Origin of the sequence: Tsukamurella hominis (assembly GCF_965137015.1) — a bacterium.
Classification (GTDB): domain Bacteria; phylum Actinomycetota; class Actinomycetes; order Mycobacteriales; family Mycobacteriaceae; genus Tsukamurella; species Tsukamurella hominis.
In genome coordinates, this window is record NZ_CBCRZG010000025.1 from 43,187 (window position 1) to 58,076 (window position 14,890).

General features: G+C 70.9%; 14 protein-coding genes. 4 read left to right on the forward strand and 10 right to left on the reverse strand.

What is annotated here, in order from left to right; translation table 11 throughout:
* Positions 1 to 126: 126 nt before the first annotated feature.
* Entirely contained in the window at positions 127 to 2,163 is a 2,037-nt protein-coding gene (locus ACM9LD_RS21835) for a M13 family metallopeptidase (protein ID WP_415678634.1), read from the reverse strand.
* 159 nt (positions 2,164 to 2,322) lie between these two features.
* Between ACM9LD_RS21835 and ACM9LD_RS21840 the strand changes: the two genes are divergently transcribed.
* Entirely contained in the window at positions 2,323 to 4,392 is a 2,070-nt protein-coding gene (locus ACM9LD_RS21840) for a CocE/NonD family hydrolase (RefSeq protein ID WP_415678635.1), read from the forward strand.
* A 35-nt stretch (positions 4,393 to 4,427) separates the two neighbouring features.
* On the opposite strand, the gene ACM9LD_RS21845 is transcribed toward ACM9LD_RS21840, so the two are convergent.
* Positions 4,428 to 5,162: a pirin family protein gene (locus ACM9LD_RS21845; protein WP_415678636.1), complete on the reverse strand. Its 735-nt coding sequence runs from the start codon at positions 5,160 to 5,162 to the stop codon at positions 4,428 to 4,430.
* A gap of 79 nt (positions 5,163 to 5,241) precedes the next feature.
* On the opposite strand from ACM9LD_RS21845, the gene ACM9LD_RS21850 reads away from it, so the two are divergent.
* Positions 5,242 to 6,873 carry an NTF2-like N-terminal transpeptidase domain-containing protein gene (locus ACM9LD_RS21850; RefSeq protein WP_415678637.1) on the forward strand — a complete coding sequence of 544 codons (1,632 nt, stop codon included), beginning with the start codon at positions 5,242 to 5,244 and terminating at the stop codon, positions 6,871 to 6,873.
* A 16-nt stretch (positions 6,874 to 6,889) separates the two neighbouring features.
* Here ACM9LD_RS21850 and ACM9LD_RS21855 read toward each other — a convergent pair whose 3' ends face one another.
* Both ACM9LD_RS21855 and ACM9LD_RS21860 read right to left on the reverse strand, forming a co-directional pair.
* Positions 6,890 to 7,312, reverse strand: coding sequence for a DUF3054 domain-containing protein (locus tag ACM9LD_RS21855; RefSeq protein ID WP_415678638.1), 423 nt, complete (start codon positions 7,310 to 7,312; stop codon positions 6,890 to 6,892).
* Between the two features lie 209 nt (positions 7,313 to 7,521).
* On the reverse strand, positions 7,522 to 8,760 hold the full coding sequence (locus tag ACM9LD_RS21860; RefSeq protein ID WP_415678639.1) for a lysylphosphatidylglycerol synthase transmembrane domain-containing protein: 1,239 nt from the start codon (positions 8,758 to 8,760) through the stop codon (positions 7,522 to 7,524).
* A gap of 34 nt (positions 8,761 to 8,794) precedes the next feature.
* Here ACM9LD_RS21860 and macS point away from each other — a divergent pair, with 34 nt between their 5' ends.
* A complete protein-coding gene (macS, locus tag ACM9LD_RS21865; protein WP_415678640.1) occupies positions 8,795 to 10,012 on the forward strand; it encodes a MacS family sensor histidine kinase in 1,218 nt (405 codons plus the stop codon).
* Between the two features lie 66 nt (positions 10,013 to 10,078).
* Entirely contained in the window at positions 10,079 to 10,699 is a 621-nt protein-coding gene (locus ACM9LD_RS21870) for a response regulator (RefSeq protein ID WP_386111953.1), read from the forward strand.
* 114 nt (positions 10,700 to 10,813) lie between these two features.
* Here ACM9LD_RS21870 and ACM9LD_RS21875 read toward each other — a convergent pair whose 3' ends face one another.
* The 6 genes from ACM9LD_RS21875 to ACM9LD_RS21900 form a co-directional block, all read right to left on the reverse strand.
* Positions 10,814 to 11,095 (reverse strand): hypothetical protein, encoded by a 282-nt coding sequence (locus ACM9LD_RS21875; RefSeq protein WP_415678641.1) that lies wholly within the window; start codon positions 11,093 to 11,095, stop codon positions 10,814 to 10,816.
* Positions 11,096 to 11,105: 10 nt separating this feature from the next.
* Positions 11,106 to 11,411 (reverse strand): GlsB/YeaQ/YmgE family stress response membrane protein, encoded by a 306-nt coding sequence (locus ACM9LD_RS21880; RefSeq protein WP_415678642.1) that lies wholly within the window; start codon positions 11,409 to 11,411, stop codon positions 11,106 to 11,108.
* Between the two features lie 266 nt (positions 11,412 to 11,677).
* Positions 11,678 to 12,379, reverse strand: coding sequence for a GAF and ANTAR domain-containing protein (locus ACM9LD_RS21885; protein ID WP_415678643.1), 702 nt, complete (start codon positions 12,377 to 12,379; stop codon positions 11,678 to 11,680).
* Between the two features lie 138 nt (positions 12,380 to 12,517).
* Positions 12,518 to 13,975, reverse strand: a complete 1,458-nt coding sequence (locus tag ACM9LD_RS21890; RefSeq protein ID WP_415678644.1) for an aspartate ammonia-lyase — start codon at positions 13,973 to 13,975, stop codon at positions 12,518 to 12,520.
* 47 nt (positions 13,976 to 14,022) lie between these two features.
* Entirely contained in the window at positions 14,023 to 14,328 is a 306-nt protein-coding gene (locus ACM9LD_RS21895; protein WP_415678645.1) for a barstar family protein, read from the reverse strand.
* A gap of 2 nt (positions 14,329 to 14,330) precedes the next feature.
* On the reverse strand, positions 14,331 to 14,711 hold the full coding sequence (locus ACM9LD_RS21900; protein ID WP_224651943.1) for a guanyl-specific ribonuclease: 381 nt from the start codon (positions 14,709 to 14,711) through the stop codon (positions 14,331 to 14,333).
* Between the last annotated feature and the right edge of the window lie 179 nt (positions 14,712 to 14,890).

Below are 14,890 nucleotides of genomic sequence, written 5' to 3' on the forward strand. Positions count from 1 at the left end.
TTGTTCACTGGACTGTTTGCGTGAGTGCACGGCCACCCGTTCTCCGCGCCGGTTCGACGCGGGGCTACATCAAGGGTTCCGCCGGTTGCTGGACGGGTCGTTCGGAAAGTCGTTACTGATCGGTTCTCACCATATCGAGACGCGGCGGTCGCGGTCCAAAAACAGGCGATCCCCGGCATCGACGCCGAACGCGTCGTAGAACTCGTCGAGATTCGAGACGATGGCATTGCAACGGAATTCGGCAGGGGAGTGCGGGTCGATCGCGAGCCGCCGGATCGCCTCCTCGGGCCGCGACTTGCCGCGCCAGACGACGCCCCAGCTGAAGAACAGCCGCTGCAGTCCGGTCAGGTCGTCGATCCGCGTGGACTCGTCGTCGACGGTGCCGCCCGCCCGCTCGCGCGCGATCCCGTACGCGACCAGGGCGATGCCGAGGCCGCCGAGGTCGCCGATGTTCTCGCCCACGGTGAAGCCGCCGTTGACGTGATGCTCGGAGCCGCCCGGCTCGCCGGCCAGTTCCCGCGGAACCAGCGCGTCGTACTGCTCGATGAGCGCCTTCGTGCGCTTGCCGAACTCCTCGCGGTCGGCGTCGGTCCACCAGTCCTCGAGGTTCCCGTCACCGTCGTACTTGGCGCCCTGGTCGTCGAAGCCGTGGCCGATCTCGTGCCCGATCACCGCACCGATGCCGCCGTAATTCACGGCGTCGTCGGCGGTGGGGGAGAAGAACGGCGGCTGCAGGATCGCGGCGGGGAACACGATCTCGTTCATGCCCGGGTTGTAGTACGCGTTGACCGTCTGCGGCGTCATGAACCACTCGTCGCGGTCGACGGGCGACCCGATCTTCGCGAACTCGCGGTCGTGCTCGAAGGCCTCGCCGCGGCGCAGGTTGCCCACCAGGTCGTCGCGGCGGATCTCCAGCGCCGAGTAGTCGCGCGACGAATCCGGGTAGCCGATCTTGGGTGTGAACTTGCCGAGCTTCTCCAGCGCGCGCTCGCGCGTGGCCGGCGTCATCCACGGGAGGTCGGTGATCCGCCGGCGGTAGGCCTCCACCAGGTCGGCGACGAGCGCCTGCATCCGCTCCTTGGAGTCGGCGGGGAAGTACTGCGCGGTGTAGAGCTCCCCCACGGCGAAGCCCAGGTACTGCTCGACCAGCGTGACGCCGCGCTTCCAGCGATCGCGGATCTCCGGCGTGCCGGTCAGCACCGTGCCGTAGAAGGCGAAGTGCTCGTCGACGAGGGCGTGCGTGAGGAACGGGCTGCGCGCGTGCAGGACTCGCCACGCGAGCCAGGTGCGCCACTGCTCCACCGGGCGGTCGGTGAGCAGGTCCGCGGCGTGCGCCGCGAACGACGGCTGCCGCACGTTCACCTCAGCGAAGACCGCGCCGTCGTCGGCGGCACCGTCGGAACCGGTGACGGCCGCGACCCACGCGGCGGGCGCGAGGCCCGGCGCCTCGGCGGAGAGCTCGGCGAAGGTGCGCAGGTTGTAGCCCTTGTCTGCGTCGCGGCGGGCCACCACGTTCCAGTGCCCGGCGGCGATCGCCGTCTCCAGCTCGAGGACCTGTGCGGCGGCCGCGTCCTCCCCACCGGGGGCGACGATGCCCTCGAGCACGTCCGCGGCCAGGCGGAAGGTCGCGGCCACGTGCGCCGCGAACTTCTCCCGGATCGGCGCGTACTGCTCCTCGCGGTAGTAGGCCTCGTCGGGCAGGGAGATCCCGCTCTGCACCACGTTCACCAGGTAGCGGTCCGAGCGCTTGGCGTCGGTGTCGACGTAGTAGCCGAGCAGCCCGCTCACGCCGGTCCGCTGCAGGCGCCCGAGGACCGTCACCAGGTCCGACGGCGACTGCGCCCACCGGACCTCCGTCAGCTCGTCGGCGAGCGGCGCGAGGCCCGCGGCCGCGATGGCGTCGGTGTCCATGAAGCTCGCGTACAGGTCGCCGATCCGGGCGGCGTCGCCGGTCGCGCCGGCATCGGCGGCGCACCCCTCGATGATCGTGCGGACCGTCTCCTCCGCGGCGTCGCGGAGGGCGTAGAAGGCGCCGTCGGTGGAGCGGTCGGCGGGGATCTCGTGCGAGTCCAGCCAGGCGCCGTTGACATGCCCGAACAGGTCGTCCTGCACGCGGATGCCGGCGTCGACGTGGCTGAGGTCCAGAGCGGGAGAAGTCGTCACCCGTCCATCCTGCCAGCCGACGCTCGGTGATCTCACATGGTGGGAGAACTGACTCGTCAGTATTCCGTATGACGCCGCACACCATTAGCGTGCGCTGTGGTGCATACCGCAATCAGGGTTAGCCTGATGCGGCGCTGAGAAGTTAAAGGGGATTCTTCGATGGGTCTGACACGTCCGCAGCTTCGCCTCGCCCTGGCCGCCCTGCTCACGGCGTTCGCGCTGATCGGAACGTCGATCACGGTGCCCGGACTCGTCGCGCGGGCGGGAGCGGAGCCGTGGAAGCCGGGACCGGGCGTCGCGGGCATGATCAACCCCGAATGGATCGCCTCCCACGACGGCCCGACGCAGTACCCGAGGATGGCCACGGAGTGGGACGTGCCGATCCGGATGTCCGACGGCACCATCCTGCGGGCCAACGTCTTCCGGCCCGCGGACGCCGCCGGGCGGGCCATCGAGACCAAGACGCCGACGATCGTCAACGTCACGCCGTACACCAAGTTCGTCAGCACCATCGCGACCGTGATGACCAACGTCCCCGTGCTCTACCCGGCGCTGGTCGGCGTGCTCAACATGTTCAACTTCTCCGGCACCCCCATCGGCGGCGTCGACGACCTGCGCAACGTGCTCAACGGCGGCCTGATCAACACCTTCACGGTCGACCAGAAGCTGGTGCAGAGCGGCTACACGCAGGTCGTCGTCGACGTGCGCGGCACGGGCAATTCGCAGGGCGTCTGGGACGTCTTCGGCGCGCGGGAGCAGGCGGACACCGTCGAGGTGCTGGACTGGGTGCGCAAACAGAACTGGACGAACGGCCGCCTCGGCATGTCCGGCGTCTCGTACTCCGCGATCAACCAGCTCCAGGCTGCGTCGAAGAACCCGGCCGGCCTGCAGGCCCTGTTCCCCGTCGTTCCCGGTGCCGACATCGCCGCCGACATCGTCGCCCCCGGCGGAGGCCTCGGCGTCGGCTTCCTCGGCCCGTGGCTCGCCATCGTCAACATCCTCAAGTTCATCCCCGACCTGCGGTCGTTGCTCAACGGCACCTTCGACTGGAAGTGGCTGCAGGACAGGCTGCAGAACCCGGCGGTGTTCTTCCCCGAGCTGCTCTCCGGCGTCTTCTCGCCGACGGTCGAGGGGCTCACCCCCACGACCAAGCAGCTCATCGACAAGAACTCGCCGCTGCGCGCGGCCTACCGCACGCCGCTCGACAAGGTCACCACGCCGACCTTCGCACTCGGCGCCTGGAACGACCTGTTCACCAACACCGAATGGCGCCTGCCCAAGGACCTGAGCGCGCTGCCGACGAGCAAGAAGAAGCTCATCATGGGCGATGCGGCGCACGCGACCGTTACCAACGACCTGGGCGGGGTGAACCAGCCGACGCGCGCCGACGTGCTGCAAAAGGCATGGTTCGACAAGTGGCTCAAGGACGCCGACAACGGCATCGACAACTACGCGCCGGTCACCGTGCACCGGATGGGCGGCGGCTGGTGGCAGGGCGACACCTTCCCCGAGCCCGGCCAGAAGTACCAGCGCATGTACCTCTCCAGCCTGCCCTCGGGCACCGCGCCGACAGCATTGTCGGACAACAGTCTCCAGACCTCGCCGCCGAAGATCGCGGCGCGCCGCACGGTCGGGCCCGGTCTCTCCACCCTGTGCTCCAACGACACAGGGCAGGCGATGTTCGGGCTCCTCGTCCTCACCGGCTGCACCAAGGACACCCGGGTCGCGGAGATGAACGCGCTGACCTTCACCTCCAAACCGGTCGGGAAGTCGACGGTGATCTCCGGACCGATCAACCTGCGGCTCAACACCACCCAGGACGCTCGGGACGCCTATTGGAGCGTGATCGTGACCGACGTCGGGCCCGACGGTCGCTCCGAGAAGATCAGCTCGGGACAGCTCACCACGTCGCTGCGGCAGATCGACGAGTCCCGCAGCATCCGCACGGCGAGCGGCGATCTCGCGTCGCCGTACTACCAGCTCAACCTCGACGACCGCGAGCTGGTCAAGCCCGGCCAGGTGGTGCCGCTCGACATCGGCACCCACGCCGTCAGCGCGATCCTCAAGCCCGGCCACCGGCTGCGGGTCGACGTCTTCGCGCTGAACCTGATCAAGGCCATGACGGTCGGCCCCGTGACCTCGGAGACGCAGTTCCGCCCCCAGCACGTGCTGATCGACCCGAAGCAGCCGAGCTACCTCGTCGTTCCCTCGGACCGGCCGCTGCCGTAGCGTCCGGAGCCCGCCCGGCCGCTCGGCCGTGCGGCTCAGCCGCCCAGGCTGCTGCGCATGCGCCAGAACAGGAGCTCGGCGCCGTCGGGCCCGGCGGTCACGCGCCGCCCGTCCCCGACGGTGCGCAGCGAGTCACCGTCGGCCAGCCCGACCGGCCCGTCGGAGGACTCGGCGACCATGGCACCGTCGGCCAGGTAGAGGTGCCCGAAGGGCGCATCGGGAAGGTCGAGGGCGCGGCCGGGCGCCAGGCGCGCCGCGAACAGGGTGGCGCCGCGGTTGCCGATCCGGATCGCGGCGTCCTGCGCGGGGTCGCCCGACGCGACGGGGACCAGCCCGCCGGCGGCGAGGTCGGCGTCCACCTCCCGCTGCTCGTACGACGGTGCGCCGCCCGGCTCGTCGGGAAGCACCCACATCTGGACGAACCGGACGTCGGCGTCGGCGGGATCGGGGCGGTCGTTGCGCTCGGAGTGCAGCACGCCCGTGCCCGCGCTCATCCGCTGCGCGAGGCCGGGACGGACCAGCCCGGCGTGTCCCTCGCTGTCCTGGTGGACGAGGGAACCGGACAGCACCCAGGTGACGATCTCGACGGCGCGGTGCGGGTGGGTGTCGAAGCCCGTACCCGCCGCGACCTGCTCGGCGTTGCACGCGAGCAGGACGCCGTGGTGCGTATTGTCCGGATCGTAGTGGTCCCCGAAGGAGAAGCAGTGGCGCGACTGCACGCCCGGCATCGTCGACGCGGCGCGGTCCTCGGAGCGAAGCAACCGATCCATATCCCAAGGATGCCATGTGAGGACCGGTAAACTCCGCGGCCAGGGATGCCGAACGCACCATGAGCAGCGAGGAGACCACGTGAGACGCAGCGGCCGGGCACGGTACGGCGCCGCGGCGGTGGTCTCCGCGCTCCTCGTCGGGCTCGGCTCCGGGCTGGCCGCCTGCGGGGACAGCGCCGTCGAAGAGGTCCAGAAGATGCTCGACGGCTACGGCTCCGCACTCGGCGAGGGCAAGGCCGTCGCGGCCGCCGCCTTCACCTCCTCGCCCGACGCGGCGGGCGGCGTCATCGGCCGCACGCTGCGCGACATGAACGCGAAGTCCGTGGAGGTCAAGGCCTCCAACGTGCAGCGCTACTCCGGCGGCAACGCCACGTTCGACGTGAAGACGCACTGGAACTTCGGCGACGGCCGCGACTGGGACTACACGACCAAGGGGAGCGCGTCCCAGCTGTCGATCGGCTGGCGCATCTCCTGGGACCCCGCCGTGCTCGCGCCGGGCCTCACCCCCGACACGGCGATCCGGCAGATCCGCACCGACGCCAAGCCGCCGAAGGTCTTCGCCGCCGACAAGTCGGAGCTGATGTTCGCCGGCACCGTGCACAGGCTCACCGTCGACCCGAACAAGACCAAGAACCTGACCGACAGCCTGAACCGGGTCGCGAAGATCGTCTCCCCGGTCGCGCCGCTGGTCACCCCCGAATCGCTCGCCGCGAAGGCGAAGGCGGATCCCGGCAAGCCGGTCCCCGTCGTGGACCTGCGGGACGACGACTACGGGGTCCTCGGCGACGCGCTGACGGCCGTCCCGGGCCTGCAGGACACCACGGCGGGCGACCTGCTCATCGCCAACCGGCAGCTGTTCTCGCCCCTGTTCGACGGCATCAAGGGCGCCTGGCAGGCCAACCGCGACGAGACCGCCGGCTGGGAGGTGCAGCTGCTCACGAACGGGAAGCCGCCCACCAAGATCGTCGGCTTCCAGGGCCCGCCCGGTCCCGACCTGCGGACGGCGATGGACCCCAAGGTGCAGCTCGACGCCGAGAACGCCGTGGTCCAGCTGGGGCAGCCCGCCGCCATGGTCGTGCTCTCCGTCTCCAGCGGCGCCGTGCTCGCCGCCGCGCAGAACACGCAGGCCAGCGGCATCTCCATCGATTGGGCGCTCACCGGGCTGGCCACCACGGGCCCCGTGCTGGAGCCGCTCTACAGCGAGGTCAACGCCGCCGCCGGGAACGACGCCGGCAAGCAGGCGAAGCTGCTCGCCCCGCTCGGCATGGGCACCGACTTCGCCATGACCGGCGTGAAGACGACCACCGCTCAGCTGCCCGGCACGGGCGGCCGGGGCGCTTCCGAGCTGGGCGCCGACACCGTCAAGGCCAGCCCCTTCGGCATGGCCGTCCTCGCCTCCGCGATCGCCAAGGGCAAGACCACGGCGCCCTACGTGGTGCAGGGGCAGACCGCCAAGCCCAGTGCGCCGCTCGGCGACGTCGACGAGAAGATCCTCAAGGCCGTGCGCGCGAAGATGGACGCGACCGTCTCCCCGTCGGGCGACGGCAGCGATCTCGTGTCGACCAAGGCCAAGGGGCTCGTGGGTACCAACGGCCCCGAGGGGCCGGGCTGGTTCATCGGCTACCGCGGCGACCAGGCGTTCGCGATCCTGGTCTCGGGCGAACGCTCCGGCGCCGGATCGCTGCAGGTCGCGGGCGCGTACCTGAAGTAGACCGGACCGGTCCGAGTCAGACTGCGGTCTCCTGCGTCGCCTTCGCGCGACGGGACAGGACCGTGCGGGCGATGGCGCGCCAGCCCAGCAGGAACAGGCCCAGCGCGATGGTCGCGACGATGACGAAGCTGACCTCGACGCCCTTCGACGTGAGCAGCCCCCGGGCCGTCATGCCGAAGGCCACCGTCGAGACCCAGATGATGACGCCGGCCGGGAAGACGCGCCCCGGCGCGAAGGTGGCGGCGCGGCCCGGCTCGTGGCCGCGCAGGGCCGCGAGGACGTAGGTGAACGCCCAGCCCACGGCCAGGGCCAGCAGGAACGGCCAGGCGGTCTCGGCGAAGCCGGACGGCGAGAAGGCCTCGTTGTGATTGAACCGGCCGATCACCACGAACAGGAGGACGAAGACCACGTCGAGGGCGGCGATGACCGGTATACGCATACGGCAACGGTAATTGATCTGCGGCTCCTGCCGGGAATCGGATCGCGGGGTCGGGACGGCACGCGGCCGGGGCGCGGTCCTCCCAACCGCGGCCCCGGCCGGGCCTGACCCCCTCGCCCCCCTCCACTCCGGGGCGCCGTGAGCGTTGCGGGTCTCTCGCTCACAGGAACGACGATGCCCGGCGCCTCTTCACCGCCGGTTGGGGCGCGCTAAATTCGCTGGTCGGGAGCGGTTCCGGTTGACGGTGCGCCGTCGTCCGGCGGACCGTCGGACGCGGGTGGATCGGCGACCGTGCTCTCCGCGGCGGCCTCCGCCGCCTTCGCGGCCTTCTCGGACGGCTTCTCGCCGTTCTTGTCCGGGGCGTCGGGATCGATGTCCATGGTGCTGCGGTAGGAGACGAAGAAGACGACCCAGCCGATGATGACCACGAGGACGTAGCTGACCAGGCGGTAGAGGATGGTCGCGGTGAAGGCCTGGCTCGCGGGCATGCCGGCGAGGACGAGGGCGGGCACGAGGGCCGCCTCGACCAGGCCCAGTCCGCCGGGGATCGGGCTGATGGAGTTGACCACCTTGGACGCCGCGTAGGCGCCGGCCAGGGCGGCCAGGCCGGGGGCGTCGCCCACGGCGTAGCAGGCGAACGCGAGGCAGGCCACGTCGGCGATCCAGTTGAACATCGACCAGCCGAAGGCCTCGGCGCCGTAGCGGCGGCTCATCTTCACGGCCTGGAGCTGCTCGATCACCTCGCGCAGGCGGGCCAGGCCGGTGTCCTCGGGCTTGTTCCGCAGGTCGTTGGTCCAGCGGATCAGGCGCGCGCCGACGACGTAGAGCCCGTCGGGGTGCGAGGCCACGTACTGCACGAGCACGATGAAGACGACCAGCATGCCGACCGAGAAGATGACCGAGTAGGGGCTCGACTTCGCTCCGGCCATGAGCGCGCCCACGAGACCGAGCACCGCCAGGCCCGCCGACATGAGCAGCCCGCTCATCACGATCTGCCAAGCGGCCACCACCCGCGAGGCGCCCCACATGCGGGTGCGCCGGTAGACGAGCGTCGGCGCGAGCACCTGCCCGCCCGGCATCGTCTGCGAGACGGAGTTCGAGGCCATCTGCAGGCCGAGCGCCTGCCGCTGCGTCACTTTCACCCCCGCCGAGCGGAGCAGGACCCGCGTCACCTGCGCGAACGAGTCCATCGAGAAGAAGACCGCGATCACGCAGGCCACGACCCACTCCCAGCGGATGTGCTCCAGCTCGCGGATCGACTTCGAGACCGTCGGGCCGAACAGGTACACCTCGACGCCGAGGACGATCGCGATCACCAGCAACAGGGCGCGGCGGACCCACCGGAGCCGCCGCCGGGTCACGGCGGGGTCCTTCGGGGGCGTGTCCTCGGGCGGCGGGCCGCCGGAGGGCTCGGCGCCGGGGGCGGGCGCGTCGTCGTCTGCCTGCATCGGCGCCAGCCTACCCACGGGTTAACGTGGGCACATGCAAGGCCTCGCATCGCGGCTGCGGCGCGTCGAACCCACCGGCGACGATGCCGGGGTCCGCGCGTCCGACGGCGACCCCCGCGCGCCGCTGTGGCGCGGCGCGCAGTGGTTCCGCGCGCTCTCCGTCGTGTACGCCGTGGGCCGGCAGATCGACGAGGCCGACCGGTACCAGCGGATCGGCTGGAGCTGGGTGATGATCGGCGCGGTCGTCGCGGTCAGCCTGATCGCCGGCCTGGGCTACGTGCGCGGCTTCGGGCGCAACCGGTGGTTCGTGATCGGCGAGTTCGCGGCCGCCGCGGTGCTGGCCCTGGGCACCGTCTGGGTGGCCTCCCCCGAGTTCACCGCCCACAACCAGGCGCTGCCCACTACGTTGTGGCTCACCAACCCGGTGGTCTCGGCTGCGATCCTCGGCGGCCCCGTCGCCGGCATGGCCGGCGGCATCGCGATCGCCGTCGTCAACGCGATCTACCGCGGCACGTTCCCCGAGACCATCGTGCGCGACGCCAACTACCCCGTGTTCATGGCCGTCGGCCTGGGGCTCGGCGTGGCGGCGCGCGTCGCGATCCGCTCGCAGGAGCAGCTGCGGGAGGCCGAGCGCGTCGCCGCCGAGGCCCGCGCCCGGGAGCGCCTCGCCCGAGAGGTGCACGACGGGGTGCTGCAGGCCCTCGCCTTCCTCGCCCGACGGTGCGCCGCGCTCGGCGGTCCCGGGACGGAGCTGGGGGCGCTCGGCGAGCTGGCCGCGCAGCAGGAGCGGGCGCTGCGGCACCTGATCGCCGAGACGCCGGTGGGACCGGTCCCGGACCCGGATGTGGGCGGCACCGTCGACCTGCGGGACCTGCTGCGCCCCCTCGCCTCGGCGACGGTGACGATCGCCGAGCCCGGCGGACCCGTACCGCTGCCGGCCGGGCCCGCCGCCGAGGTGGCGGCGGCGGTGCGGAACGCCCTCGACAACACCGCGCGGCACGCCGGGCCGGGGGCGCGCTCGTACCTTCTGCTCGAGGACGTCGACGATGCCGTGCTGGTCACCGTGCGCGACGACGGCACCGGAATCGCGCCTGGACGGCTCGACGCCGCCCGGGCGGAGGGCAGACTGGGGGTGTCGGAATCCATCGTCGGGCGGATGCGGGCGCTGGGCGGCCGCGCCGAACTGACGACGGGGGTCGGCGACGGGGTGGAATGGGAGTTGTCGGTGCCGCGGTCGACGCACGAGCGGTGACCGCCCGGTGATGAGGAGACGAGTGCTGTGGATGCCGCGAACGTAGACCCGGCGGGTATTTCCGTGCTGGTGGTGGACGATCACCCGATGTGGCGCGAGGCGGTGGCCCGCGACCTCGAGGCGCGCGGCTTCGCCGTGGCCGGCACCGCCGACTCGGTGGCCGCCGCGGGCCGGATCGCCAAGGCGGTGCAGCCGTCCGTGGTGCTGATGGACATGTCGCTGCCCGACGGGAACGGCGCCGCCGGCACCGCGCTGGTGCTCGAGGCCGCGCCGAAGGCGCAGGTGCTGATCCTCTCCGCCTCCGACGAGCGCGACGACGTCGTCGAGGCCGTCAAGGCCGGTGCCTGCGGCTACCTGGTCAAGAGCGCCTCCGCGGAGGAGCTGGTGGCCGCGGTGCACGCCACCGCCGCGGGGCAGCCGGTGTTCACGCCGGGCCTCGCCGGGCTGGTGCTGGGCGAGTTCCGGCGGATGGCGTCGGCGCCCGAGCCCGCCGGTCCCGGGCTGACCGCCCGCGAGACCGAGGTGCTGAGGCTGGTGGCGAAGGGCCTGTCCGCCAAGCAGATCGCCACCCGCTTGCACTTGAGCCACCGCACCGTCGAGAACCACGTGCAGGCCACGCTGCGGAAGCTGCAGCTCGGCAACCGCGTCGAGCTGGCGCGCTACGCGTTGGAGAACGGGCTGGATTAGTGGCGCCCGGTTCCGGTCCCGGCGGGGCCGATCGGGAGCCGCGCCGTCGCGCCGGCGAACGGGGTCGCCCCCGCCCGCAGGCGGCCCGGCCCCGTGCTCGCCGGGCGCGGCGGATCAGGAGATCGGGACCTCCTTGATCTTGGTGTCCTCCTTGCCCGCGGTCTTGCAGTAGGCGATCGCCTCCGCGCGCAGTGCGGTCGCCGCACCCGCCGCCGGCTCCTCGCCGTGCTTGTCCTTGTACATCTTCTGGACCTGCTCGGTCTGGTCGGCCTCGGACATCGCGAGGAAGTCCTTACAGGTGGTGTCGGCGCCGGCTTTCGCGCACCCGCCCAGCGCCAGTGCCGCTGCGAGAGCGGCGATCACTGCCACAGAACGGGTCGATTCCAGTCCTGCCATCGTCGCCCCCTCAGCCACGTCGTCCGGTGACCAGGCCCACGACGAACAGCAGGACGCACGACCCCGCGAGCGCGGTGAGCAGAGTGAGGATCCAGCCGGCGCCGGCCGTGGAAACGCCGAGGAGCCTGAGGATGATCCCGCCGACGACACCGCCGACGATGCCCACCACGATGTTGAGGAACAGTCCCTGCTGCGCATCGGTTCCCATGATCTTGCTCGCGAGCCACCCCGCGATGCCACCGATGATGATCCAGGCGATCCAGCCTATGCCGTCGAATCCCAGGTTCGCCTCGATCACCGTTGTCGAGAGTTGCATTGTCTCCTCCTTCTGTGCGGAAACCTCGTGGAGGCCACTCGCTGGGAGGACACGCAGAGAGACCGGCGATCCGTGATGCTCTGCGGGAGAGGCCGACGGCGCGCGTCCATACCGACGGGCGTCGACGACGCCGATCGGTTGAGCGGCCGCACCGTGGTCTCAATGCGAATGCACTCGAAGCGATCATCGCTTCGGTACGGCGGAAGACTAGCACGGATGCCGTACCGGGAGAGGCGTTCCCAGAGGCGGTGGAGGACCGGGCGGGATCACGCGGGTTCGCGGCTCGCGGATCCCTTCTCCACCACGCGCTCTGCGATCGTCGCCAGGGGAACGTTGCTGTCGCTGGAGACGCGGGCCAGAAGTTCGAAGGCACGTACGGCGTCCACGTCGAATCGCTCCATGAGCATTCCCTTGGCCTGCCCGATGATGTCTCGGCTGGCAAGGGCGGAGCGGAATTGCAAAGCGCGATCGTTGGCGATGAGGGCCGTCGCGGCCTGCGTCGCCAACATCCCGCCGACGGTCTCGGATTCGTCGCCGAAGGCATCGACCTTCTCGGAGAACAGGTTCAACGCGCCGACCCGGGAATCGAAGGTGAACAGCCGGAACGAGAGCATGCTGAGGATTCCCGCTTCCACCGCGGCGGGCGCGAATTCAGGCCAGCGGTCGTCGCTGCGGAGGTCGGGTGCGCGGGTGGCGGGGTTCGTGGTCGCCGCGTCCCAGCACGGGCCCTGCTGGAACCGGTGCTGGAGCCCGTCGAGCTTCTCGGTCAGTTCCGAGGTCGGCGCGAGGGATCCGTACTTCTCGGGCCCCTCGACGATCAGGATCGAGGCGCCCGCCACATCGGGAATCAGCTGGACGCACGCGGATGTGACGCTCTCGAGAGTGCTGTCGAGAGAACTCGTCTGCGCGATGTTGCGGGACATCTCCGCCATCGTCGACAGCAGGCTTTCGAATCCCTCGTCCGTCATGCTCGTCCTCCGGTACCGGCAGTGTTCGGTGTACCGCGAGAAAAGTAGCACGGTCGTCCGGGCTCTCCGCGCAGCCGACGAGGACCACCCGGATGCTCTAGAACGGAGCCGCATTCGGGTGGTCCACCGGCCGGCGGCCTACTGGCCGAGTCCCGCCGCCGGCGCGTCATCGGGCCGGGGCTGCAGAGCGTGGGGCGGATGCCCGGTGAGGTACTCGGGGCTGAGGAGGGAGTCGAGCACGGCATCGTCGAGTAGGGCGCGCTCGCGCACGATCTCGACGACGCCCCGCCCGGACTCCAGCGCCTCGGCGGCGACGGAGGTCGCGGCGGCGTAGCCGATGGTGGGGCTCAGCGCGGTCACGACGCCGATGGACTCGGCCACCATCTGCTCCAACCGTTCCCGGTTCGCTGTGATCCCCGCGATGCAGCGCTCGCCGAGCACGCGGGCGCCCCGCGTGAGGTGCGCGATGGACTCGACCAGCGAGCGGGCGATGATCGGCTCGAAGGCGTTCAGTTGCAGCTGCCCGCCCTCGGCGGCCAAGGTGATGGTGACGTCGTGGCCGATCACCTCGTAGGCGATCTGGTTCACCACCTCGGGGATGACGGGGTTGACCTTGCCCGGCATGATCGACGACCCGGCCTGCACCGCTGGCAGGTGGATCTCCGCGAGGCCGGCGCGCGGGCCCGAGGACAGCAGCCGCAGGTCGTTGCAGGTCTTCGACAACTTCACCGCGATCCGCTTGAGCACGCCGGAGAGCTGGACGAAGACGCCGACGTCGGCGGTGGCCTCGATGAGGTCCGTCGCGCCGACCAGCTCGTGGATGCCCGTGACCTCGCGCAGCTGCTCGATGACCTTGCGCCGGTAGCCCGGGTGGGCGTTGAGGGCGGTGCCGATCGCTGTGCCGCCGATGTTGAGCTCGTGCAGCAGGCGCGTCGCCTCCTGCAGCCGCACGATGTCCTCGCCGAGCGTCGTGGCGAAGGCGCCGAACTCCTGCCCGAGGGTCATGGGGACCGCGTCCTGCAGCTGGGTGCGGCCCATCTTGAGGATGCCCGCGAACTCGTCGGACTTCGCCGCGAAGGTGCCGCGCAGCTCCGTGAGCGCCTCGGCCAGCTCGGCGAGCTGGGTGATGAGGGCGATCTTGATCGCCGTCGGGTACACGTCGTTCGTGCTCTGCCCGAGGTTCACGTGGTCGAGCGGGTGCAGCGCGGCGTAGTCGCCCTTGGGGCGGTCCAGGTGCTCCAGCGCGGCGTTGGCGATCACCTCGTTGGCGTTCATGTTCGTCGAGGTGCCGGCGCCGCCGGCGATGGTGTCGACGACGAACCATTCGTGCAGCCCGCCGCCGCGGATCCGCTCGCAGGCCGCGACGATCGCCGCGGACCGCTCCTCGTCGAGCAGCCCCAGCTGCCGATTCGCCGACGCCGCGGCCTGTTTGACGGCGGCCAGCGCGTTCACGAGGTGCGTGTGGATCGCGATGGGGACGCCCGTGATCGGGAAGTTCAGCAGGGCCCGGGCGGTGTGGGCGCCGTAGTAGGCGTCGGCGGGGACGTCGATGTCGCCGAGCAGGTCGTGCTCGCTGCGCGTCTGGGGTGTGGTCATCGCACAATCGTTGCGCACCGCCGCTCTTCGGTCGGCGGTTCGGCGGATCAGATTGTGCGCCCGGCCCGTCCGGAGTCGGCCTCCGCGGTGAGGGGGACGCCCGACGTAGCGAAGACGTCGAGCACCTCGGCGTAGAGCTTCGGGCCGAGCGCGGCGCGGACCTCGTCGGCGTGCGTGAGGCGGAAGCCGAAGGGCTCGTCCTCGGGGGTGCCGAAGCCGCCGCGCAGGCAGTCGACGAGGGCGTCGAGGTTGCTGCCGAAGTAGCCGTCGGGGCCGTTCACGGCCCGGCCGAGTTCGGTGTAGAAGTCGGCCGCCCCGGTCACCCGGCTGCCGTCCACGGTGTAGGTCTTCACGATCAGGCTCCCGTCACGATGCAGAACGAGGCGTAGTGGTCGCCCGTGTAGTACCAGTTGGGCGGGGACGTGAGCGGCGTTCCGCCGGTGACGATCCGGCGCGCGCCGCGCGTCGACGACCCGGGCGTCGGCACCGTGTACTCGTGGTAGTAGCCGGACGCCTGAGCGGGGAGGATGCCCTCGCGGTTCTGGAAGACGACCCCGTCGTTCTTGGGATACGGGAAGGGCCCGCCCTGGTGGATGAGGTTCGCGGTGTCGGTGGCCTGCGCCGGGAGGGACGAGAGGGCGCAGGTGGGCAGGGCGGCGGAGGCGGGGGAGACGGTCGCGACGGTGACGCCGAGCGCCACGACGACCGATCCCGCGAGGCGGGTTGCGGTACGCATGCTCAGAAGTTAGCCGAACTAGATGATCGCTTGGTGGCGGCGCGGTGAACGTCCTGGACCGGCTACGCCGATAGGGTCGCCGGGGCGCCGGACCCGGCGATGGCCGGCACCCGGTGGGGGACTCGGCTTCCGGTGGGGTGCTGGCGGTGGATGGGGCGGCGTTTCCTGCGGGACTGAAC

Bases quoted from the DNA above. Each gene is read 5' to 3' on its own strand.
- ACM9LD_RS21840 (WP_415678635.1), top strand. From the start codon at position 2,323: ATGGGTCTGACACGTCCGCAGCTTCGCCTCGCCCTGGCCGCCCTGCTC.
- ACM9LD_RS21885 (WP_415678643.1), bottom strand. From the start codon at position 12,379: ATGACGGACGAGGGATTCGAAAGCCTGCTGTCGACGATGGCGGAGATG.
- ACM9LD_RS21900 (WP_224651943.1), bottom strand. From the start codon at position 14,711: ATGCGTACCGCAACCCGCCTCGCGGGATCGGTCGTCGTGGCGCTCGGC.
- ACM9LD_RS21890 (WP_415678644.1), bottom strand. From the start codon at position 13,975: ATGACCACACCCCAGACGCGCAGCGAGCACGACCTGCTCGGCGACATC.
- macS (WP_415678640.1), top strand. From the start codon at position 8,795: ATGCAAGGCCTCGCATCGCGGCTGCGGCGCGTCGAACCCACCGGCGAC.
- ACM9LD_RS21855 (WP_415678638.1), bottom strand. From the start codon at position 7,312: ATGCGTATACCGGTCATCGCCGCCCTCGACGTGGTCTTCGTCCTCCTG.
- ACM9LD_RS21860 (WP_415678639.1), bottom strand. From the start codon at position 8,760: ATGCAGGCAGACGACGACGCGCCCGCCCCCGGCGCCGAGCCCTCCGGC.
- ACM9LD_RS21880 (WP_415678642.1), bottom strand. From the start codon at position 11,411: ATGCAACTCTCGACAACGGTGATCGAGGCGAACCTGGGATTCGACGGC.
- ACM9LD_RS21875 (WP_415678641.1), bottom strand. From the start codon at position 11,095: ATGGCAGGACTGGAATCGACCCGTTCTGTGGCAGTGATCGCCGCTCTC.
- ACM9LD_RS21845 (WP_415678636.1), bottom strand. From the start codon at position 5,162: ATGGATCGGTTGCTTCGCTCCGAGGACCGCGCCGCGTCGACGATGCCG.